This window comes from Methyloglobulus sp. (genome assembly GCF_964779595.1).
In genome coordinates, this window is record NZ_CBAROL010000018.1 from 20,801 (window position 1) to 43,245 (window position 22,445).

Consider the following 22,445-nt stretch of genomic DNA (forward strand, 5'->3'; position numbering starts at 1 on the left):
TCAGAGGTGTCCCATGAGTCAAAGTAATCTACCGCCCAGACAAGGTTTGTATGACCCGCGCAACGAACATGATGCGTGTGGCGTGGGCTTTATCGTCCATATAAAAGGGCAAAAAAGCCATGCGATTGTGCGTCAAGGATTGGATTTACTTGAGAATTTAACCCATCGCGGCGCAGTGGGTGCAGACCCTTGTGCGGGTGATGGCGCAGGAATCTTACTACAAATTCCCGATGCTTTTTTCCAAGACGAGTGCAGCAAACTCGGAATTTCCCTTCCAGCAGCCGGAGAATACGCAGTTGGCATGGTGTTTTTGCCACGCAATGAAGCTGACCGCGCTACCTGCGAAACCTTACTGACTCAATTTGTCGCCCAAGAGAAAGCCACCTTGCTCGGCTGGCGTGATGTGCCTGTTGATAACCGCGAACTCGGCTATTCGGTCAAGCCTGTCGAACCTTTCATCAGGCAGATTTTTATTGGTCAGGGCACAGATTGCGTCGATCAAGATGCCTTTGAACGCAAATTATTCATCATCCGCAAACAGGTGGAAAATGCCGTCCGTGACTTAAAATTGGACGGTGGACATGCTTTTTACATGCCGTCCCTATCTTCAAGAACAATCGTTTACAAAGGGATGCTGCTCGCCAATCAGGTAGGCGCTTTTTATCCAGATTTAAGCGATCAACGCATTACCAGTGCTTTAGCATTGGTGCATCAACGTTTTTCCACCAATACCTTCCCAACCTGGGATTTGGCGCATCCATTTCGGATGATTGCCCATAATGGCGAAATCAATACCTTGACAGGCAATGTCAATGGCATGGCAGCACGCCGCCATTCCATTTCCTCCAAGGTGTTAGGGGACGACATCCACAAGCTCTGGCCCTTAATCGCAGAAGGCCAATCTGACTCCGCATGTTTCGACAATGCGCTGGAACTATTAGTCGCTGGCGGTTATTCCATGGCTCATGCCATGATGTTGCTGATTCCCGAAGCGTGGGCTGGCAACGATTTGATGGATGAAAAACAGCGGGCTTTTTACGAATACAACGCCGCCCTGATGGAACCTTGGGATGGCCCAGCCGCCGTTGCTTTTACCGATGGTCGCCAAATCGGCGCAACCTTGGATCGAAACGGCCTGAGACCTGCCCGTTATCTGGTGACTGACGATGATTTCGTCATCATGGCATCAGAAATGGGTGTTATTGAAGTTCCACAACACAAAATCATCAAAAAATGGCGTTTGCAGCCCGGCAAAATGCTGTTGATTGACACAGAACAAGGCCGGATCATTGATGATGCCGAGCTTAAGGCTCAATTGGCCCAGGCGCATCCTTACTCGGATTGGCTGAGCAAAACCCAGATACATGTTGCCAAACTCCCTGCTGAAGTTTCCGCAATGGCACCTGATGCCCGTACTTTGCTGGACAGACAACAGGCATTCGGCTATACCCAGGAAGACATTGAATTCCTGATCAAACCAATGGCGCAAACCGGTCAGGAAGCCATCAGTTCGATGGGCATTGATGCGGCGCTGGCGGTATTGTCACAACGCCCTCGTATGCTTTACGATTATTTCAAACAGGGCTTTGCTCAAGTTACTAACCCCGCAATTGACCCGATTCGTGAAGAATTGGTGATGTCCTTGGTTTCGTTTATTGGTCCTCGGCCTAACTTGCTAGGCTTGGATGAAGGCGGGACGCACATGCGCCTTGAAGTCGAACAACCTATTTTAACCAACCAGGATCTGGAAAAGATTCGCCGTGTCGAAACCCGTACTGGCGGCGCATTCAAGACCAAAACCTTAACGTTATGTTATCCCACGGACATGGGTGCAAGCGGCATGGAAAGCGCAATTAACAGACTTTGCCTTTCGGCAAAACACGCCGTGGAAGACGGTAATAACATCCTCGCGCTTTCAGACCGCGATATGGATTCTACCCATATTGCCATACCTGCTTTATTGGCCACCTCCGCCGTTCATCATTTTTTGACGCAGGAAGGTTTGCGCACTAAAGTCGGCTTGGTGATTGAGACGGGCGAAGCACGGGAAGTACAGCATTTTGCTTTACTTGCGGGTTACGGCGCAGAAGCGATCAATCCCTATTTAGCCTTTGATACCCTTTCAAACCTGAGTGAAAACATCGCTGGCCTGAGCGAATACGAAGCGCATAAACGCTACGTGAAAGCCGTGTCTAAGGGTTTGCTCAAAGTCATGTCCAAAATGGGCATATCGACTTACCAATCTTATTGTGGCGCACAAATTTTTAATGCCATTGGATTATCAGAACCATTCTTGGAAAAATATTTCACAGGCACGACCAGCACCACCGAAGGCGCTGGACTTGCAGAAATCAGCGAAGAAACTGTGCGCCGCCATCGACTTGCATTTGGCAATGCGCCTTTGCTAAGAGAAGCCCTAGACGTGGGCGGTGAATACGCTTATCGGATTCGCGGTGAAGCGCACACTTGGACACCCGCTTCTATCAGTAAATTGCAACATGCAACCCGCAGTAACAGCCGCGAATTGTTTGATGAATTTTGTAGCCTAATCGACGAACAAAATGAGGCGCTGTTGACGCTGCGCGGCTTAATGTCCTTCAAGGAAGATACAGCCCCAATTCCTTTAGATGAAGTTGAACCCGCAGCCGCAATCGTCAAACGCTTTGCGACTGGAGCGATGTCATTTGGTTCGATTTCCTACGAAGCCCATACCAACTTGGCGATTGCCATGAACCGTATCGGTGGCAAATCGAATACAGGCGAAGGCGGTGAATTGTCAGAACGCTTCAAACCATTACCTAATGGTGATTCCATGCGTTCAGCCATTAAGCAGGTTGCGTCCGGACGTTTTGGTGTGACCACCGAATATCTGGTCAATGCCGATGACATTCAGATAAAAATCAGCCAAGGCGCTAAACCGGGTGAAGGCGGACAATTACCAGGACACAAAGTGGATGCTGTTATCGCCAAGGTGCGCCACTCCACGCAAGGGGTCGGTTTAATATCACCGCCACCGCATCACGATATTTATTCAATTGAGGATCTGGCGCAGCTAATCCACGACTTAAAAAACGTAAACCCTCAAGCCAGAATAAGCGTCAAGCTGGTGTCTGAAGTGGGTGTTGGCACGGTAGCAGCAGGTGTTTCCAAAGCCCATGCTGATCATGTCACCATCGCGGGCTATGATGGCGGCACAGGCGCAAGCCCGATGACATCTATCAAACACGCTGGCTTGCCTTGGGAAATTGGCCTTGCCGAAACCCATCAAACCCTAGTGCTTAACCAACTTCGTGGTCGTATAGCCGTACAAGTTGACGGTGGCTTACGTACTGGTCGTGATGTCATCATTGGTGCGTTATTGGGTGCTGATGAATTTGGTTTTGCAACCGCGCCGTTAATCGTTTCTGGCTGTATCATGATGCGTAAATGTCATCTCAACACCTGCCCAGTAGGCGTTGCGACGCAAGACCCTGAACTCAGAAAACGTTTTACTGGACAACCTGAACATGTGGTCAATTATTTCTTCTTGGTAGCTGAAGATGTACGCCGCTGGATGGCTAAGTTGGGTTTCCGTACCATCAATGAAATGATTGGTCGTTCAGATAAGCTGAACATGCAGCCTGCGCTTGCCCACTGGAAAGCACAGGGACTTGATTTCAGCCGTATTTTTTACAAACCAGCCGTTGCCGAAAATACGGCGGTTTACCAATGCGAAAAGCAAGATCACGGTCTGGAGAATGCTCTCGACCATGAGTTGATAAAACAAGCCAAACCTGCGTTGGAAAACGGTAAACCTGTGCAAATCAATATCCCCATCCGTAACATCAACCGCACGTTTGGTGCGATGTTGTCAGGCGAAGTCGCCAAACGCTATGGGCATAAAGGTTTACCTGATGACACTATCGCTATTCATGTCAAAGGCACTGCCGGACAAAGTTTTGGTGCATTTTTAGCCCAAGGCATCAGCATTGAGCTGGAAGGCGACGGGAACGATTACGTTGGTAAAGGTATGAGCGGTGGACGTATCGCCATCTTACCGCCTAAAGAATGCAAAATTAATCCGGCTGAAAACATCATTGTCGGCAATACCGTTTTATACGGCGCAATCAGTGGTGAATGCTATTTTAATGGTATCGCGGGTGAACGCTTTGCTGTACGCAACTCTGGCGCTATAGCTGTCGTGGAAGGCGTGGGCGATCATGGCTGCGAATACATGACGGGCGGCGTGGTAGTTGTACTGGGACAAACTGGGCGTAACTTTGCTGCCGGCATGTCCGGTGGAGTTGCTTACGTATTGGATGAACTCGGCGACTTCGACAGACGTTGCAATATGGCGATGGTCGAACTCGAACCCATTCCCGCAGAAGATGAAACGCTAGAAGCGATTGCCCATCAGGGCGGCGACATGGAAATCCATGGTCGCGTCCATATTATGTCGGACATGACCCGCAACGATGCCCAAAGGCTGAAACGCTTGATACAAAACCACAAACATTACACAGGCAGCCAACGCGCCCAGCATATCCTAGAAAACTGGGATAGCTATTTGCCGCGCTTTGTCAAAGTCATGCCAGTTGATTACCGTGAAGCGCTCAAACAAATTCAGGTATTGCAAGCAACCGCAACCGCATAAAGTCAATTTAAGTAGAAGGTATTAACAATGGGTAAACCAACTGGGTTTATGGAGATTCCGCGTGCTGAACGACGCTATAAGCCGGCGAGTGAGCGCATTCAGCATTATCGGGAATTCACACTCGTCCCTAGTGATGCGGAAATGTCCCAGCAAGGCGCGCGCTGCATGGATTGCGGCATTCCTTATTGCCATAACGGTTGTCCGGTCAACAATATCATCCCAGATTGGAATGAAATGGTGCATCGGGGTGACTGGCAAAACGCCTTGGCTATTTTGCACAGCACCAATAACTTCCCCGAATTTACTGGCCGAATTTGCCCTGCGCCTTGCGAAGCCGCCTGTACGCTTAACCTGAACGACCAACCCGTCACTATCAAGTCGATTGAATGTGCCATTATCGACAAAGGTTGGGAAATGGGCTGGGTTAAACCCCAAATTCCTTTACATAAGACTGGCAAAAGAATTGCTGTTATTGGTTCAGGTCCGTCAGGTATGGCCTGTGCTCAACAACTTGCTCGTGCTGGTCATGATGTGGTCGTCTATGAAAAAAATGACCGTATCGGCGGCTTGTTACGTTATGGCATCCCCGATTTTAAGATGGAAAAACATCTTATCGACAAACGTATTGCCCAAATGCAAGCGGAAGGCGTTAAATTCAGGCCTAACAGCCATATTGGCGCGAACATCTCATCAAAAGCGTTGCTCGCTGACTATGATGCAGTCGTGTTAGCGGTGGGTTCTGAAAAACCACGTGATCTGGAAGTGACAGGCCGTAATGAGCTAGACGGCATTCATTACGCCATGGACTTCCTTCGCCAACAAAACAAGCGCAATGCTGGCGACGTTATTCCCGAAGATATAGCTATCAGTGCGAAAGGTAAGCACGTAGTTGTCATTGGGGGTGGCGATACGGGTTCTGACTGTATCGGCACGTCAATTAGACAAGGTGCAGCATCTGTCACGCAGATAGAAATTCTTCCCAAGCCGCCCGAAAAAGAAAACAAAATGATGACGTGGCCGCTGTGGCCGAACAAATTGCGTACCTCGTCTTCTCAGGAAGAAGGTTGCCAACGGCATTGGAGTGTCAACACCAAAAGCGTTACTGGCAAAGACGGTAAAGTCACTCACCTCAACGCTATTCAAGTTGAATGGAAACAAGAAGGTGGTCAATGGAAAATGGGCGAAGCGCCTGACAGTGCGTTTACCCTGCAAGCAGATTTGGTACTCTTAGCAATGGGCTTTGTCCATCCCGTCCATGATGGTTTATTGCAAGAACTCGGTGTAGAACGTGATCCTCGCGGCAACATCAAAGCTAACGAAAAGCAATATCAAACTTCGATAGATAAGGTCTTCGCTGCTGGCGACGGACGGCGCGGACAATCACTTGTAGTATGGGCAATCCGTGAAGGCAGGCAAGCCGCCCACGCTGTGGATGAGTATTTGATGGGTTATTCGGAATTGCCTAGATAATTAGCACGTCAATAAATACCCTCTTCCCAGAACAATGCCGATTTAGTTCCTTCTCCCTTGAGGGACGACCGCCAGGGATGGCGGAAGTGGTAGCAGGTAGGGAATCTGCGCCGCTAAGATAGGATGAGAGGGATATAAATAATCCATGCCAGAACTACCCGAAGTCGAAACCACAGCTCGTGGGATCGCGCCACATATTCATGGTCAGATTGTCAAACAAGTCATTATCAGGCAACCGCAATTACGCTGGCCTGTACCGAAAACGCTGAATGAAACCTTGACTGGCTTCAGCATCAGGTCAGTCTCCAGAAGAGCTAAATACCTGTTGTTCACTACTGATGTAGGTACGGTGATTTTGCATTTAGGCATGTCCGGTAGCTTACGGATTCTTCCTGAAGATATATCTGCCGGTAAGCACGACCACATCGACTTCCTCTTCAACAATGGCACGGTGCTACGTTATAACGACCCCCGCCGCTTTGGTGCGGTGTTGTGGACAACATCTCCACCAGCAGAACACAGTTTACTCAAAGACTTAGGCCCAGAACCGCTACTGCCGGATTTTGACGGCAAGCATCTTCACCAACAGTCCAGGAATCGCAAAATGCCCGTGAAATCATTCATCATGGATAGCCATATTGTCGTCGGCGTTGGCAATATTTACGCTAATGAAGCCTTGTTTATGGCGGGAATCCATCCCTCACGCCATGCCGGGAAAATTTCGCTGGCACGTTATCAACATCTGGCTGGCTGCATCAAAACCGTATTACAGGATGCCATCCAACAAGGCGGGACAACGCTGCGGAATTTTGTCAATGAAGCCGGAAATCCCGGCTATTTTAAGCAACAGCTACGTGTGTATGGTCGTGCCGGACACCCTTGCATACACTGCCAGCAGCCTTTGAAGGAAATAAGAATCACTAACCGTTCGACAGTATTTTGTATTAATTGTCAGCATTAAACCAACTGCGGGGCCTACATAAAATTGTCCTTAAGAATGCCCTGTGAAGCCTCGACAGACTCAGGAAGAACGGTAACACGTTGATTCCATTTGTTCATAGCTTGTCGAACCATAAGTGGAATCAACTTATCCAGAGATACCATAATCCGATAAGAATACGGTTCATCGCTTGCTTTATCAACATAAATGGCTATAATCGCCACCTGCTTTAAGGTTCCGTACGGTTTCACCACCTGAGGATTAAACGGGAAGTCGGTAAGATTTAATCAAAGCCGACGCTGCCCCCGCAACGGTATGTCAGTAAAGAATCATCTTGTGCCACTGTGTTTTTGCATGGGAAGGTGATGATTCAGGCTAAATCTATTTAAGATTTAGCCACTGATAAGCCCGGAGACCTGCCTGTAAGCATATTCGGTACAGCGGAGGGCTGTGTTGCGAAGTAAGTCGATGTCTATCGGCTTGCGTCTTCGTCTGTCCTCCCCTGTGATTAAGTCACTATCATGCGCGGGCGGCGCAGAGGACAACATGAAAAAACTCTTATTCAGCTCATTATTACTTACGGGTGTTAACGCACCACTGTTACACGCACAAACCGATCCAACACAAAACATAGTCGATTTACCTGAAATGGTGGTTACCGCAACGCGGTCAGAAACCCCTAAAAAGCAGCTATCAACAGCATCCACCATATACACCCGTAAAGATATTGAGCGATTGCAGGTTAAAACTCTGCCTGAGCTTTTACGGGGTACGACAGGACTTGATATGACCCAAAGCGGCGGCTTGGGAACAACCACCAGCGTGTTTATGCGCGGCACCAATTCCGATCATGTGTTGGTATTGGTCGATGGTATCAAAGTGGGGTCTGCAACCTTGGGTTCTACGCCTTTTGAATTTGTGCCTATTGACCAGGTTGAGCGCATCGAGATTATTCGTGGTCCGCAGTCTAGCTTGTATGGTTCGGAAGCTATCGGCGGTGTTATCCAAATTTTCACCCGCAAAGGTGGTGATTCCGAAAAGCCCCAGTTTAGCCTGGATGCAGGTGGCGGCTCTTACGATACTTACCGTACTGCGGGTAATGTAAGTGGTAAATGGCGGAACAATTGGTACAGCTTAGGTGCATCTTCGATTGGTACGGAAGGCATAAATGCGCGTCGGCCTATTACAGGGCCATTCGGTTTTAGCCAACCAGATCGGGACGGCTACCAAAACACTGCCATGAATGCACGAGCGGGACATCGCTTTGACAATAATGCCGAAGTGGAAGCCAACTTTATTCGCGCTGAAGGCGATACCGAATTTGATGCCAATTTTGGCGGCGATCATTCAGAATTTATTACCCAAACTGTTGGCTTGTCAGGCAATATGTATATTGTTGATAACTGGCACACAACGCTACGTTTAGGGCAAAGCCGCGATGAGTATGATACGTTTTTTACGAACAACGCCTTCGACAGCCGTTTTAATTCCACGCGCTGGAATGCCAGTTGGTTGAATGAGGTCGCTTTAACCGATGAACATAAACTAATCCTTGGCTCGGATTATCGTCTTGATGAAGTCGAAAGCACAGTAGCGTACACTGAAAAATCACGTTATGACATAGGTGTGTTTGGTGAATACCACGGCCAATTTTTAGATAACCATTTTGTGAATGCCTCAGTGCGCTGGGACAAAAACGAACAATTTGGCAATTATGTGACCGGCAATGTCGGATGGCGGTCTAACTGGGACTACGGCATCAGCACGTTTGCCAATTTTGGCAACGCCTTTAAAGCACCGTCTTTTAATGATCTTTATTATCCTAGATATGGCAATCGAAATTTGAAGCCTGAAGAGTCCACTTCGGTTGAGGTAGGGCTTGCGGGAGACCATGATTGGGTGCAATGGGAATTACGCGCTTACCACACCAATATCGACAATCTCATTACGCCAGTACCGGACAAAAATTTTAACTACAGTGCCCAAAACGTCGGCAAATCACAAATTGACGGCTTAGAAGCTGAAATCGGCACACAATGGCAAGGCTGGAATGCCAAGTTGAACATGACCATGCTAAATCCTGAGATTAGGGAAACCAATAAACGACTGCCTCGCCGCGCCGATAAATCACTGTCTTTCGACCTATCCCGCTCATTCGGGCAGTTTGATTTGGGTGCTAATGTAATGGCACAAGACCATCGTTTTAACGATCCTGACAATAACATCAAGGTTGCAGGCTACGTCACTCTTGATTTACGTGCTGCTTACCATATCGATAAAAACTGGATGTTAAGCGCCAAACTCAATAACTTGTTGGATAAAAACTACCAAACAGTCGACACTTACAATCAGCAAGGTATGAACTACTTCCTGTCTATCCATTATAATAACTAGCACCACAGCCAAGGATGGCTTGTTTTTAACCTTTACCGTTTCACAGTAATACCTCGCCCAGCAAATTGGTATCCATTGCATACCTGATGGATACCTTATAAAATGAGCTTGTCTACTACCCAAACTAGCGAGGTTAACATGGCTAAAGAAGTGCAAATGTCGATCAAGATGGAATCGGAGCTACGCGACCAGTTTATGGTCGTTGCTGCAAACCGCCATCGCCCCGCCGCTCAGATCATCCGTGACCTGATGCGCCTTTACATTGCAGACAGCGAAACACCCAACGCATTGACCGCTGAAACGATTCGCAAGTGTCGCCTAGGTGAAGATGTGTTCAGTGCCACCAGTGCGGAAGACCTGTTCAAACAGTTGGGTATTTGATGCGGTTGCCAAAATACACCAATCAGTTTAAACGCGACGTGAAACTAGCGGAAAAACGCGGCAGGAATATGAACAAGTTGCGTGACGTTATCGGCCTGTTGTTGGCTGACCAACCTTTGCCACGCGAGCTGGATGACCATCCACTAAAAGGCGAATGGAAGCCAAGTCGTGACCTTCATATCGAACCTGATTGGGTATTAATTTACAGTGTGGATGGTGAAGTAGTTTACTTTGAACGTACCGGCACACATTCCGACCTTTTTGGTCAATAAACTTTGGAGATACTTAAATGAACAACAAATTCTGGCAACACATTCAATTTTTACCGCTTGCACTGGTGGCAATCATGGCGTTGACACGCTTCCACCACTTCGGTTCTGCCTTTTCATTGCCAGATGCCACATTGGCGGTATTTTTTCTGGCTGGTATGGCCTTTAGCGGGTTCTGGTTTTTTGCTTTGTTATTGCTTGAAGCTGGCATGATTGATTACCTGGCAATCACGCAATTTAGTGTCAGCGATTTTTGCATTTCCCCAGCCTACGTCTGTTTGATCCCGACTTACGCAGCGATGTGGTTTGCAGGCAGATACTGTTCTACATTCAAAGCCTTGCGCTTTGCTGATTCATTCAAGACATTTGGGCTGGCAACAATCGCAACAACAGTGGCATTTGTTGTCTCGAACGGCAGCTTTTATGTTTTATCCGATCGTTTTGGACAATTGTCTTGGACCCAATATCTTACCCAATCAGCCCAATACTACCCACTTTATATATGCGCGGCCTTGATTTATATAGTTATTGGATTGGCGATTGTTAAACTGTGGAAAGCTATGCACCTAGTTACCACTGTTGAATCATAACCATAATCAAGGATAACTAAAGAAAACGGACAACATTAGAAAATAACTGGCATAATTAAGCGGTTTTTTAGCGGAAGCAGCACCGTTCGGGCCGCTTGTTATTAACCTAAAACTGAATACTCAACCTTCGATAATCCGTTTACCCTAAGCTGATAGTTTTTGCGGCGATTTATGATTACAGGGCAGTTTTATACCCATATTAAGAGTTGATGGAAGAATTATTTGTCGGTTGGCTTAAGGATTACGGTTATTCAATCCTATTCCTTTGGAGCATATTAGAAGGCGAAATGGGGCTGATTATGGGCGGAATAATGGCCCATACCGGCGACATGAGTTACTTCATGGCAATCTTTGTGGCGGGTTTGGGCGGCTTCGCAGGAGACCAAATCTATTTCTACATAGGCCGCTTCAACAAAGGCTTTATCCAGCGCAAGCTCCACAGCCAACGCCGTAAATTTGCGATTGCCAATTTGCTGTTAAAAAAATACGGTTGGCCGATTATCTTCGCACAGCGATACATGTATGGCTTGCGTACTGTCATTCCGATGTCCATCGGCATCACCAAATACCCTGCCAAACAATTTGCCATCATCAACTTGCTGAGTGCCTGGGTTTGGGCGGCCATCACGATTACACCTGCTTATATCTTCGGCGCAGAAATTTTAAATGTCTTGTCAGTATCCAAAGACCATTGGTATTTCGCACTGCCTATAGCAGGGGGATTTCTTTTTGCTATCCATACTTATTTTAAGAAGTTGGAAGAACATTTTTTGCAGAAGCGGCGAGATCGTAATCGGTAGTTGTTCTTGTTGCCTAGTCTTGGCTGTTACTTCTATTTTTTTAGATCAGCCAATATCTTATCCCTTACCAATTGCCCTGACAGAGTGACCATCGGCATACCACCGCCGGGATTGACACTGCCGCCGACAAAATAAAGATTGCTGAATTGCTTACTGCGCTGCGGAATTTTAAAACCCAGATTTTTGAATCGATCCGCCACGACCCCGTAAATTGAGCCTTGATTAGAATAATAGCGCTGCTCAATATCTATTGGTGTCCAGGTTTCTTCACAGACGATATGTTTCCTTAAATCGGTCAAACCCATTCTTTCCAGCTTAATCAGAACCCGCTCACGCATTGCCGCATAATCTTCTGCTTGCAAAGGATGGTCAGGATTAAGATGGGGAATATGCGGCAATATCTTAATAATTTCACAGCCCGATGGCGCTTGGCTGGGATCGCTTTTGACAGGCGCAACCAGATAAATGGTCGGGTCTTCAGATAAGCGGTTACTTTTAAATATTGCATTAAAATGCTCGCGCGGATGATCCGAGTAAAAGAAATTATGGTGGGCAAGCTGATCGTAAATACGGTCTACGCCCAAATGCAGCACCAAGCCTGAACAGCTAGGCTCAAAACGTTGCAGTCGCTGGATTTCTTTTTCCTGGTCTTTAAATAGCTTTTTATAAGCAGGAATAGCTTCCATATTGGAGACGACAATATCCGCAGGTATGATACTGTTATCGCTTAAGCGCACCGCAGTTACGCGGCCTCCGGTATGCTGAATTTCGGCAACTTCTGCATTTACACGAATATTGACACCCAATTCCTCAGCCAATTTTTGCAGCCCTTGTGCCATGCCATACATGCCACCTTTGATGTACCAAAGGCCATAACCAAATTGAATGTAAGGCAACAAGTTCATCAAAGCGGGCGCATCGTAAGGTGATGAACCAACATACTTAATAAAGTAATTGAGGATATCAACCAGTTTAGGATCTTTGATAAACCGCCTGACACCTTGATCCATAGAGCGGAAAACATCAAAATCCAGTAGGCTACGTACTGCGCCGTAATGGTTGATTAGCTCCCAAAATGAATCTATGCCCTTCTCAAAATAGCCTTGCTCGGTAATTTCACAGAGTTTTTTCGAATAGGCCAAAAATTGCTCAAACTCTTCTGCCGTATTTGGGCCGAGTTTGTCCAATTCTTGTTTCATACGGACGGGATCTGAACTTAAATCCAGCGTAGAACCATCCTCAAAGAAGTTACGCCAGTGCGGTTCAACGGTTTGGATGGTGACGTAATCTTCCATTTTTCTGCCAGCGTGGGTAAACAGCTTTTGGAAAATATGCGGCATGGTCAGGATCGAAGGCCCTAAGTCAAAGGTAAAGCCGTCTTTTTGCAACACATTCAGCTTGCCACCGACCTTATCGTTTTTTTCCAGCAAATCAACAGTAAAGCCTTCGGTAGCCAATGAAATAGCGGCTGATAACCCACCTAGGCCAGCGCCAATCACCACGACTTTTTTATCAACCATCGGTTTATTAGGGTTGGTGTTCATTTAGTAATCCCGTCTTCTTAATAAAAATATCAACAAATTTTCCCAATGCTGCCGAGCATTGGATTGGGCATAGCCGCGAAATGCCTGTAATGCCTGCCAATTCCGTACAGTCCGTTGCCATAATGAACCATTGCCAAAGACAAAATCGATAAAGCCGCGCATTTGTAAGTAGCGTTTGTCAGAATAAGGAAACCAATTGGGTTCGTCATTAAGTTTGCTACGACTTGTCAGCCCCGAAACGGTGTAAGTGAAATTTCGCAAGCCTTCTGCACCGTGGTATCGTCCAAAACCGCTGTTCTTGACTCCACCAAAAGGCAAACCGGCATGACCGATATTTTTGATGACATCGTTAACCGCCCAATTCCCCACCTGTAATTGTCTGGCTACATGTTCAGCTTTATTAATATCGGCACTCCAAACGCTGGCATTCAAGCCATATTCGCTGTCGCTGGCAAGTTGGATGACCTGTTCTTCTGTGGTGAATGCCATGACGGGCAGCAATGCGCCAAAAGTTTCTTCTCGCATAATTTTCATATCATGCGTCACATCCCATAGCACGACGGGCTTCAAATACCGTCCGTGTAATTGTAAGGGGGCAGACGCTTTCGCACCTTTGGCTATGGCATCTTGATAATGCGCTTTAACAACAGCGTACTGATCCAGGGAAGTTAACGCACCTAAATCACCTTCTTCACCATGACCTAGAGTTAGCGTTGCCACTGCATCTTGTAGCATTTGTACAAATTGCGGGTAGCAACTGTCCTGCACATACAAACGCTCTACCGAAACACAGACTTGCCCACTATTGCTGAAAGCACCGTACAGCGCAGCGTTACAGGCACGCGTTAGGTTGGCATCATCAAACACCAGCATGGCATCTTTGCCGCCCAGCTCCAGTATGACGGGTATGGGATGCTGCGCGGCTCTCGCCATGATAGCCCGCCCTGCCCTTACCCCACCCGTGACAAATACCAAATCCGGCCTGCTGTCAATCAAGTGTTCTCCAACATCCGATCCACCGATAATGTGTTGCACCAGTCCTGTGGGTAGGTCAATGCGGCTTAATAGCTGCATGATTAACTCGCCAACCGGAATGCTTAATTCAGACGTTTTAAAAATCGCCGCATTACCACTAAAAAGCGCAGTGAATAAGGGACTTAAGGTCAACTGAAAGGGAAAATTCCAAGGCGAAATAATGGCTACCACACCATGAGGGCGACGTTCAAACTGTGCGCTGGCATTGGGGAATGCCAAAGGCGATGTGCTTAAACGACAAGGTGCAAGACTACGTGCGGCATTCTTTTCGTAAAACGTAAGCAATTCCAACACCGGATAAATTTCGCCCAGCAGGACTTCGGTTTTTACCTTGCCCGTCACGGTCATGATGGTCGAAACTATGTCATCAAGATCCGCAAGCACAATCGCTCTTAGCCGGGATAGCAACGCAACGCGTTTTGGTACGGCATACCCAGCCCAAATAATTGCCGCTAACCGAGCAGCTTCGATTTTCTGCGCTATTTCGTCTCGGCTAGTGATCGAATACGACTTAAGAATTCGTTCATCCAGCGGCGAAATGACTTGAATCGTCTCGCCCATTGTTAAACCGGAGCGGGACGGCAATCCACTTCGGAATAACTCACGCCGTATTTCTGGCAAATCAAGTTAGTGGAAATACGTGCCGATTCATAGATAGTCGGCAATCCACTACCATGGTGCGTACCACCACCCACCAGATAACAATGGTCAAGCTCCTGAAATTTATTGCGCGGTCGCCAGTACAAAAGTTGGCTGAATTTATGCGAAAGGCTGAAGGTCGCGCCCATAAACACATTTTCTTCTGCCGCCCAGGTTTTTGGGGTAATGATTTTTTCACACACAATTTGCTCGCGGATGTCAGCCATGCCCAGACGTTTCCCCAACGCATCCAACACTTGCTCGCGCATGTCGGCACAGATGTTATCCCAGTCAATACCACTTTCATTATTCGGCATCGGTACTAACACATAGAGCGCGGATTTTCCTTCCGGCGCTAGGCTTTCATCAGTAACAGAAGCATTATGTACGTAAAAGGAGAAATCTTTGGTTAAGGTCTTTTTGCGGAAAATATTGCCAATATTAGTGTTGTAATCATTAGCAAAAACAATGGAATGATGCGGTAAATCATAGCGTTTGTTCAGCCCCAGATACAGCATAAATGTCGAACAGGAATAATCCTTCTTTTTAAGCTGCTCTGCGCTATGTTGCGTTAGTACACCGGGTTTGACCAGATGCGTCATGGCATAGGCAAAATCGGCATTAACCACAACCTCATCAGCTTCCACTACCGTTCCATCCTGCAAACGTACGCCCTTTACCACCTTGTCCTCAATGACTAATGCTTCGACCGGACTGTTGGTATGAATCGCACCACCCTGCTCCGCTATCACCTTAGCCATTGCTGCGGCAATCTTATTCAACCCACCTTTGACGTGATAAATGCCATATTCATGCTCCAGATAAGCCAACATGGTAAACAAAGCGGGACACTCCCAAGGCGACATACCTAAATATTTGGACTGAAATGAAAATACCAGACGCATTTTCTCTTCTTTGAAATACTTTCCAAGATTGGAAAAAACACTGTGATTAAGTGCCAAATACGGCACAGCCTTAATCAAATCCCAGGAAAAAAAAGCTTTCAGGCTGCTGTAATCGCGCTTTATGCAGGGGTATAACTTGCGAAAACGCTCCCCTTCCTGCTTGATATAGCGATCAAAACCTGCGCTACCTTCAGGAAAAGTCCGCTGTAATTCAGCACGCATTTTGTCGCGGTCAGAATAAACATCTACCTCACGATCTGAAAACAATAAACGGTACATCGGATCGAGCTTGATAAACTCCAAATAATCTTCGCTTTGTTTACCGCAAAGCAGGAACATTTCATCCAAAATATATTTCATCAACAAAAACGTCGGCCCAGTATCGAACACAAAACCATCCAGACGAATCGGTCGATTGCGCCCACCGACTTCGGAATTTTTTTCATAGATAGTTACTTTAAAACCGCGCTGGCTTAACAGCATTCCTGCACACAAACCGCCAGGCCCCGCACCGACGATTACGATATGTTTTGTTTTTGACATGTTTAGTAGGTTAATTTTTGAATTATTATGTGGGGATTGATGACCAGCCATCAAATGTGCCTTTTGTAGACGATATAGTCAAGACAAAATACGAGTTTTAAACTCGATAAGTCATTGCATGGCAAATTTGCAATTAAGTGGCAGGTGTAAGTAACTGCTAATAAATCCACGGGAGCAATTTTTTTGTACGTAGGCAATAATCATCATAGATTTTACCAAAATGTCCAGCCAGCCACTGTTCTTCAATGCTTATCCGTTGCATTAGCACATAAGCAACGGGACAAAACAAGGCCAATAAAGCCAAACCATCACCCATAGCCAAGCCCGCAGCGAAAAAACTGATTAGCAAACCCGTATAAGCTGGATGTCGAATAAATTGATAAGGACCCTTTTCAATTAGAATATGTCTGCTTTGTGTAGCCACTGTGGTGCTGAAAAACTGCCCTAAGCTAAATACTGCATAGCACCGCAGTACGAGTCCACTTATAAAAATTACGATAGCAATCACCTGGCGATTAACGGCTTGTATCGGTAATGCTATCAAGTGCATTTGTTTAATCCACAGCGATGCAATCAAAGCAATAGCAACAACCAACCAGATTAACCGCTCAGAACGGTATTCTAGCGAACTTGTCGATACAAACTGAACCCGAGTTTTGAGTGCGATAACCGTTTCAATCATAGCCCAACTTGTGCCAAGCGTGAGCCAAAATAGCTGTATTGAGGTCATCGTCAAGCTATGAGGTTGTACGCTTGAACACAGAGTTATGCCTATGTTCTAAGATGAAGATCAATTTTATATACCCGCTTATACATATTTTGATTAATTACTTTCGATAGCTGATCTAATATTTCATTAAGATCGGACACATATTGAAATGGCTTTTGGTCTTCATCGTCTAGAAGCGTAAACAAGTACGTATCTAACTCTCTAAAACCACTTATTATTTCTTGGCTAAGAACTATCTGACTCTCATCAATAGCTTTTCTGAACGTATTTAATTTTTCGAGAACTTCATCACGATTCTGCGCTATCCAATCAGTATGGCCTAATGGAATTTTTCTAGCATAGATATTCTTAACTTCGAAGAACGAAGACCAAATTTGGTTCAAGCAAGATATACGTTGTTTGAAAACTTCATTACTACAGTGTGCTTCTCGATCAATCCACGATTTAACCCACGCAGAAAATAGAGCAATAGCTGCTCCCGCTATAAGCAGCAATAGTTCTTTCACTTAATATCTCCATTTATTATGGCATGACGTGTTGTGTGCCTTGTAAGAGAAGCACAGTATTTTGTAAAGAAGCTACATGATAGAATCTAAAGGTTTATCGCACAACTGTATTATTTATCTAATAATCTCTGCACATGCCCCACATCATAAATCTCAAAAATGTCTCTAAATCTTACATGAATGGGCAAATCAGTCAGCCCGTTTTATTCGATATTTCCTTGAACATTAGCGCAGGTGAATTTGTCGCTATTGTGGGGCCGTCTGGCAACGGCAAATCGACTTTATTGAATTTATTGACAGGAATTGATCGCCCCACGCAAGGACAAGTGGATATCTGCGGTAGCCCATTACACAAACTAAAGGAAGAGCAATTATCGGTATGGCGAGGCGCTAACGTTGGGATTGTTTTCCAATTTTTTCAATTACTGCCGTCGTTAAACTTATTGCAAAACATCATCCTGCCTATGGACTTCGTAGCAAACAAACCTAAACGCCAACGTTTGGAAAGAGCAAGGTATTTGCTGGATTTGGTGGGCTTATCCGATCAAGCACAGCAACTACCCAGCCAAGTTTCTGGCGGACAACAACAACGTGCTGCCATTGCACGGGCATTGGCAAATGACCCGCAATTGATAGTCGCCGACGAACCTACCGGGAATCTTGATTCTGAAACTGCCGATGCGGTATTTGCGTTGTTTTCAGAGCTAAATCGGCAAGGCAAGACCTTGGTGATGGTCACCCATAATGAAGCATTGGCGGAATCGGCATCACGCCGCATTGCCATTCATTCTGGGCGCATCCATGATGATTTGAAGACTGCACGGACTATCTAAGCCCTTGAATAGTTTTTGGCACAAAATCAGCGCAGACCTGCTTGCCCATAAATCCCGCACTTTGCTGGCAATAAGCAGTATTGCCATAGGCATATTCGTGGTCGGCACCCTATTGGGAATGATCGATCTTCAACTGAGCAAGATGGATGCTTCACACAAATCATCCCAGCCTTCGCACATTAATTTAATCCTTAAAACCGATGCTGATTTTACTGTCGCAGAACAAATCAAAGCGATTAGCGGTGTCGCCAATGTTGATACGCTTACGCAATTTACTGTACGATTTAAAACGCCCGATAACAAGCAATGGCAAACGGGTACGGCGATATTTCGCCCTGATTATCAGGCGCAGAAATATGACTTACTGACTTTGTTATCAGGACACTGGCCGCATGAAAACGCACTAGCAGTGGAACGCTTATCGGCAAAATCCGCAGGGATTAATTTAGGTGACGAAATCTTGTTTGAAACAGCAACTGGCCCACAGGCGTTTGCTGTCGATGGCATTATCCGTCACCCTTTTGTCAAACCGCCACCTTTTGGTGGGCAGTTGCATTTTTTTATCTCGCCTGAAACAGCCGTTGCTTTTGGTATCAATCCCCACACTTTCCGGCAATTATTGGTTCAGGTAACGCAGCCTTATAGCGAGGGAAAAGCGCGTTTGATTGCGGGCGAAATCCGCGCAAAATTAAGCGTTTTGGGATTAGGCGTTAACGCGACCTTATTACAAAACCCTGAGCAACATTGGGGTAGGCCGTTTTTTTCCGGCATAAATTTAATTTTAACGATCATGGCCTGGGCATCTTTAGCCTTAAGCTCGGTGTTAATCCTTAACACTATCGCGGCTTTGATTACCCAACAAACTGACCAGATTGGCATCATGAAATCAATTGGTGCGCGGCGTTCGACCATTGCAGGCATTTACTTGAGTGTTGTATTGATTTTAGCTTTGCTCGCCATTGCCATAGCAGTGCCTCTGAGTTTGCTAGGTGCTTATTTCAGTAGCCGCTGGTTACTGGACTTGTTCAATATCGAAATGAATGGTTTTGAATATTCATCTCGTACTTTGTGGCTGATGATCGCAGGTGGCTTGCTTGCACCCTTATTAGCTTCCTTATGGCCTATCTGGCGTGGTGCATCCATGTCGGTTCGCAAGGCTATCGCCAGTTACGGACTGGGAGTCGACTTTGCCAGTAACCGCTTCGACAGATGGCTTGAGGCTAAAATATTCAGCACCTTACCAACACTTTATGCAGTCTCCTTAGGCAATTTATTTCGCCGTAAAGCACGTTTGCTATGGACGCAAAGTGTACTGGTTATTGCTGGCGTTTTATTTATTGTAATTATCAGCTTAATAGAATCCGTCAACCTAACGTTGGATAACGAGCTGGCACGTAGTCGATTTGCCGTTCGCCTGGGTTTTAGCGCCGATCAACCTACGACTGTAGTTAAAGAGCTGATCAGTACCGTACCACAATCCACAGGCATGGAGTTTTGGAACAGGATACCTGCCGAACTAACGCAAAATGACAAGCTACTTCACCAAACGGGCAGTTTAGGCGCACAAATCATAGCCTTGCCAGTTAATACGGCGATGTACCAACCACTTATTGTCGCCGGACGCTGGTTTGAAAACAGTGATGAAAATCAAAAAGTGCTGGTACTTAATGCTGAAACCGCGGCAATTAACGGCATTCAAGTCGGCGATACCCTTAAGGTAAATCTATTTGGGCGAGTAAGTAGCGAATGGCAAGTCATCGGATTATACCGCTGGTTTATAGGCTCTGGTTATTCGGTAGAACCAGTATATGCGCCTTTAAGCACTGTCCAAACACTTACAAAGAACAACCAAAACAGCTCATTTGCTCTGGTTTCGGCTAATGTTAACTCTCTGGTTGAAGAAAACACTTATGCCGATGCCTTAAAACAAACCTTTCAGGATCAACACATTAAACTGGATTTTTACACCACCATCGCCAAACTGGAACAACGGAACTACGCCAAAAATCAATTCCGACCAATCACCAGTATGCTATTGGGATTAGCCAGCTTAATTGCCGCAGTCGGTGCAATCGGGTTGTCTGGCACGTTGGCTATCGGCGTGTTGCAACGTACACGCGAGATCGGCGTACTTCGCGCCATTGGCTCAAGCTCAGGGGCGATTTTTAAGCTGTTTATGCTGGAAGGTTTTTTTCATGGCATCATGGCTTGGCTTCTCAGCATTCCAATTGCTTATTTGCTGGCTGAACCGCTTTCCAGGAAATTGGGTGAAATTATGTTAGGCATACAGCTCGATTTTACTTTTTCCATAATTGCCGTATGGCTTTGGTTAGGGCTGGTAAGTGTGCTGGTATTGCTAGCTTCTTATTGGCCGGCACGTCATGCAACTCAGATTGCCGTACGCTCTAGCCTTAGTTACTGAGCTAGTGATTTCTGACGTTGAGTAATCGGGGACATGTTTAGTCCCGACAACCGAACAATGTGTCAGGATTTTATCAGCCCACCCACTCCACCCTCAACAGGATTCAAAACTACTCCCCGTTCAGTCACAATCGCTGTAATCAATTCCGCCGGAGTGACATCAAAAACGGGATTCCACGCGCTTACAAAAGCATTATCCTTATAACAAGCGGGTAACAATTCGCTTTGCTGGCGCTGCTCTATTTCAATTTCAGCACCGCTTTTCATGCTGCCATCGATTGTCGATGTCGGCGCGACCACCATCACTTTAACGCCATGCTGTTTAGCCAGCACAGCCAGTGAATACGTACCGATTTTATTAGCGACATCGCCATTCAGCGCAATGCGGTCAGCACCCACGATCACCCAGTCGATTACTCCCGATTTCATTAACCAAGCTGCGGCTGAATCGGCAATCAAGGTTACAGGAATTTCATCTTGCGCTAATTCCCATACGGTTAATCTGACCCCTTGCAACCAGGGGCGGGTCTCGCCAGCATATATTTTGACGGGATTCCGTGCATACACGCTTCTTATCACGCCTAACGCAGTGCCGTAACCCCCCGTTGCCAACGCTCCTGTATTGCAGTGCGTTAGGATACCTTTTGCATTCGCCAAAATATCCGCCCCCAATTCACCCATTTTGTAATTGGCGGCTATATCGTCGGTATGGATCTTTTCCGCACAAGCAAGAATGGCTGTTCGAGGATCAGTTTTCTGCTTGTCTAAAATGTCTTTCACCTGATTTAAAGCCCAAAATAAATTTACTGCTGTCGGTCGTGATTCTGCAAGCAGCTCAATATCCGCTAGAACATGCTGCCGCCAGTTATCTACCGATTGGGAATAATGCTGATAAGAAGAAAGCACTACACCATAAGCGGCGGCAATCCCTATAGCAGGTGCGCCACGTACACGCATGGTGGCGATGGCTTCGGTAACGCCTTGGGCATCGGTATATTCATCATAAAAGATTTTTTCGGGTAACTGCCGTTGATCCAGTACTTTTAAGGAATGTCCTGTCCAATGCAGGGCTTGTACGCCAGCAGGTTTATTTGTCATTTGTTTATAAGAACTCAGGCTATAAAGTTATAATTCACTATCTAAATCTGGAAACTATCATGATCGTCGATACCCTTATCCACGCCCGCTGGATTATACCCGTTGAACCCGAATCCGTAACCTATGAACACCATACGCTGGTTATTGATGGTGACCGAATTATCGATTTGCTACCTACCGAACTAGCCAAACAAAAATATCAGAGTAACAGCTGTGAAAACCTGGAACATCACGCGCTACTGCCCGGCTTAATCAACAGCCACACCCATGCTGCGATGACCTTAATGCGCGGTATTGCCGATGATTTGCCGCTGATGGACTGGCTTGCCAACCACATCTGGCCGCTCGAACAAAAATGGATGAGCGAGGCATTCGTCAAAGACGGTACTGATTTGGCGATAGCCGAAATGATCCTGGGCGGAACGACCTGTTTCAACGACATGTATTTCTTCCCAGAAATTACCGCAGCACAAGCGATACATCATGGCATTCGCGCCAGTGTCGGCCTGATTGTCATTGATTTTCCGACAGTCTGGGCTGAAAACAGCGCAGCTTATATTGAAAAAGGTTTAGCCCTGCATGAACAACTTCGCCACCACCCGTTGATTTCCACGCCGTTTGCGCCCCATGCGCCGTATACGGTATCGGACGAACCGTTACAAAGAATCAAAATTTTTGCCGACGAACTGGAATTGTCGATCCATATCCATGTTC

The 22,445-nt window shown here is 46.4% G+C and carries 18 protein-coding genes and 1 riboswitch; of the genes, 11 read left to right on the plus strand and 7 right to left on the minus strand.

The features are described from left to right. Nucleotides 1–13 precede the first annotated feature (13 nt). From gltB to mutM, 3 genes are all read left to right on the plus strand, one after another. Complete coding sequence (gene gltB / locus AC1YY3_RS08145) at nucleotides 14–4,633, plus strand: glutamate synthase large subunit (RefSeq protein ID WP_481823349.1); 4,620 nt, start codon at nucleotides 14–16, stop codon at nucleotides 4,631–4,633. 27 nt (nucleotides 4,634–4,660) lie between these two features. Next, nucleotides 4,661–6,103 carry a glutamate synthase subunit beta gene (locus AC1YY3_RS08150; protein WP_481823348.1) on the plus strand — a complete coding sequence of 481 codons (1,443 nt, stop codon included), beginning with the start codon at nucleotides 4,661–4,663 and terminating at the stop codon, nucleotides 6,101–6,103. Nucleotides 6,104–6,248: 145 nt separating this feature from the next. Further along, nucleotides 6,249–7,064 (plus strand): bifunctional DNA-formamidopyrimidine glycosylase/DNA-(apurinic or apyrimidinic site) lyase, encoded by an 816-nt coding sequence (gene mutM, locus AC1YY3_RS08155; protein ID WP_481823347.1) that lies wholly within the window; start codon nucleotides 6,249–6,251, stop codon nucleotides 7,062–7,064. Between the two features lie 14 nt (nucleotides 7,065–7,078). Here the strand turns inward: mutM and AC1YY3_RS08160 are convergent, their stop codons facing one another. Next, on the minus strand, nucleotides 7,079–7,294 hold the full coding sequence (locus AC1YY3_RS08160) for a hypothetical protein (protein WP_482194404.1): 216 nt from the start codon (nucleotides 7,292–7,294) through the stop codon (nucleotides 7,079–7,081). Beyond that, nucleotides 7,259–7,481: riboswitch (cobalamin riboswitch) on the plus strand. It overlaps the preceding gene by 36 nt. Before the next feature lie 108 nt (nucleotides 7,482–7,589). Here AC1YY3_RS08160 and AC1YY3_RS08165 point away from each other — a divergent pair. The 5 genes from AC1YY3_RS08165 (at nucleotide 7,590) to AC1YY3_RS08185 (ending at nucleotide 11,477) form a co-directional block, all read left to right on the plus strand. Beyond that, nucleotides 7,590–9,437: a TonB-dependent receptor domain-containing protein gene (locus tag AC1YY3_RS08165; RefSeq protein ID WP_481823346.1), complete on the plus strand. Its 1,848-nt coding sequence runs from the start codon at nucleotides 7,590–7,592 to the stop codon at nucleotides 9,435–9,437. A 138-nt stretch (nucleotides 9,438–9,575) separates the two neighbouring features. Continuing rightward, nucleotides 9,576–9,818: an addiction module antitoxin gene (locus AC1YY3_RS08170; RefSeq protein ID WP_482194405.1), complete on the plus strand. Its 243-nt coding sequence runs from the start codon at nucleotides 9,576–9,578 to the stop codon at nucleotides 9,816–9,818. After that, the gene (locus tag AC1YY3_RS08175) at nucleotides 9,818–10,090 is read left to right on the plus strand and encodes a type II toxin-antitoxin system RelE/ParE family toxin (RefSeq protein WP_481823344.1); all 273 of its coding nucleotides are present in this window, start codon (nucleotides 9,818–9,820) and stop codon (nucleotides 10,088–10,090) included. The genes AC1YY3_RS08170 and AC1YY3_RS08175 overlap by 1 nt, the downstream gene beginning before the upstream one ends. Nucleotides 10,091–10,107: 17 nt before the next feature. Then, nucleotides 10,108–10,677, plus strand: coding sequence for a hypothetical protein (locus AC1YY3_RS08180; RefSeq protein ID WP_481823343.1), 570 nt, complete (start codon nucleotides 10,108–10,110; stop codon nucleotides 10,675–10,677). 209 nt (nucleotides 10,678–10,886) lie between these two features. After that, the gene (locus AC1YY3_RS08185; protein ID WP_481823342.1) at nucleotides 10,887–11,477 is read left to right on the plus strand and encodes a DedA family protein; all 591 of its coding nucleotides are present in this window, start codon (nucleotides 10,887–10,889) and stop codon (nucleotides 11,475–11,477) included. A 32-nt stretch (nucleotides 11,478–11,509) separates the two neighbouring features. Here the strand turns inward: AC1YY3_RS08185 and AC1YY3_RS08190 are convergent, their stop codons facing one another. The 5 genes from AC1YY3_RS08190 to AC1YY3_RS08210 all read right to left on the minus strand — a co-directional run bounded on the left by AC1YY3_RS08190 (nucleotide 11,510) and on the right by AC1YY3_RS08210 (nucleotide 17,379). Then, on the minus strand, nucleotides 11,510–13,021 hold the full coding sequence (locus AC1YY3_RS08190; RefSeq protein ID WP_481823341.1) for a phytoene desaturase family protein: 1,512 nt from the start codon (nucleotides 13,019–13,021) through the stop codon (nucleotides 11,510–11,512). Continuing rightward, entirely contained in the window at nucleotides 13,022–14,677 is a 1,656-nt protein-coding gene (locus AC1YY3_RS08195) for an aldehyde dehydrogenase family protein (protein ID WP_481823340.1), read from the minus strand. It abuts the gene before it with no gap. After that, nucleotides 14,620–16,143 carry a phytoene desaturase family protein gene (locus AC1YY3_RS08200; protein WP_481823339.1) on the minus strand — a complete coding sequence of 508 codons (1,524 nt, stop codon included), beginning with the start codon at nucleotides 16,141–16,143 and terminating at the stop codon, nucleotides 14,620–14,622. Before AC1YY3_RS08200 ends, AC1YY3_RS08195 begins: the two co-directional genes overlap by 58 nt. A 157-nt stretch (nucleotides 16,144–16,300) precedes the next feature. Further along, nucleotides 16,301–16,825: a methyltransferase family protein gene (locus tag AC1YY3_RS08205; protein WP_481823338.1), complete on the minus strand. Its 525-nt coding sequence runs from the start codon at nucleotides 16,823–16,825 to the stop codon at nucleotides 16,301–16,303. Between the two features lie 89 nt (nucleotides 16,826–16,914). Beyond that, nucleotides 16,915–17,379, minus strand: coding sequence for a hypothetical protein (locus AC1YY3_RS08210; protein ID WP_481823337.1), 465 nt, complete (start codon nucleotides 17,377–17,379; stop codon nucleotides 16,915–16,917). A gap of 134 nt (nucleotides 17,380–17,513) precedes the next feature. On the opposite strand from AC1YY3_RS08210, the gene AC1YY3_RS08215 reads away from it, so the two are divergent. Then, nucleotides 17,514–18,212 carry an ABC transporter ATP-binding protein gene (locus AC1YY3_RS08215; RefSeq protein ID WP_481823336.1) on the plus strand — a complete coding sequence of 233 codons (699 nt, stop codon included), beginning with the start codon at nucleotides 17,514–17,516 and terminating at the stop codon, nucleotides 18,210–18,212. 4 nt (nucleotides 18,213–18,216) lie between these two features. Further along, complete coding sequence (locus AC1YY3_RS08220) at nucleotides 18,217–20,634, plus strand: ABC transporter permease (protein ID WP_481823335.1); 2,418 nt, start codon at nucleotides 18,217–18,219, stop codon at nucleotides 20,632–20,634. A gap of 62 nt (nucleotides 20,635–20,696) precedes the next feature. Here the strand turns inward: AC1YY3_RS08220 and mtnA are convergent, their stop codons facing one another. Beyond that, entirely contained in the window at nucleotides 20,697–21,731 is a 1,035-nt protein-coding gene (gene mtnA / locus AC1YY3_RS08225) for an S-methyl-5-thioribose-1-phosphate isomerase (RefSeq protein WP_481823334.1), read from the minus strand. Between the two features lie 59 nt (nucleotides 21,732–21,790). Between mtnA and AC1YY3_RS08230 the strand changes: the two genes are divergently transcribed. Beyond that, nucleotides 21,791–22,445: amidohydrolase family protein (locus AC1YY3_RS08230; RefSeq protein WP_482194406.1), on the plus strand; the 655-nt coding region annotated here is incomplete at its 3' end.

Bases quoted from the DNA above. Each gene is read 5' to 3' on its own strand.
- AC1YY3_RS08200 (WP_481823339.1), bottom strand. From the start codon at position 16,143: ATGTCAAAAACAAAACATATCGTAATCGTCGGTGCGGGGCCTGGCGGT.
- AC1YY3_RS08185 (WP_481823342.1), top strand. From the start codon at position 10,887: ATGGAAGAATTATTTGTCGGTTGGCTTAAGGATTACGGTTATTCAATC.
- AC1YY3_RS08180 (WP_481823343.1), top strand. From the start codon at position 10,108: ATGAACAACAAATTCTGGCAACACATTCAATTTTTACCGCTTGCACTG.
- AC1YY3_RS08175 (WP_481823344.1), top strand. From the start codon at position 9,818: ATGCGGTTGCCAAAATACACCAATCAGTTTAAACGCGACGTGAAACTA.
- mtnA (WP_481823334.1), bottom strand. From the start codon at position 21,731: ATGACAAATAAACCTGCTGGCGTACAAGCCCTGCATTGGACAGGACAT.
- AC1YY3_RS08150 (WP_481823348.1), top strand. From the start codon at position 4,661: ATGGGTAAACCAACTGGGTTTATGGAGATTCCGCGTGCTGAACGACGC.
- gltB (WP_481823349.1), top strand. From the start codon at position 14: ATGAGTCAAAGTAATCTACCGCCCAGACAAGGTTTGTATGACCCGCGC.
- AC1YY3_RS08190 (WP_481823341.1), bottom strand. From the start codon at position 13,021: ATGAACACCAACCCTAATAAACCGATGGTTGATAAAAAAGTCGTGGTG.
- AC1YY3_RS08170 (WP_482194405.1), top strand. From the start codon at position 9,576: ATGGCTAAAGAAGTGCAAATGTCGATCAAGATGGAATCGGAGCTACGC.
- AC1YY3_RS08205 (WP_481823338.1), bottom strand. From the start codon at position 16,825: ATGATTGAAACGGTTATCGCACTCAAAACTCGGGTTCAGTTTGTATCG.
- AC1YY3_RS08215 (WP_481823336.1), top strand. From the start codon at position 17,514: ATGCCCCACATCATAAATCTCAAAAATGTCTCTAAATCTTACATGAAT.
- mutM (WP_481823347.1), top strand. From the start codon at position 6,249: ATGCCAGAACTACCCGAAGTCGAAACCACAGCTCGTGGGATCGCGCCA.
- AC1YY3_RS08165 (WP_481823346.1), top strand. From the start codon at position 7,590: ATGAAAAAACTCTTATTCAGCTCATTATTACTTACGGGTGTTAACGCA.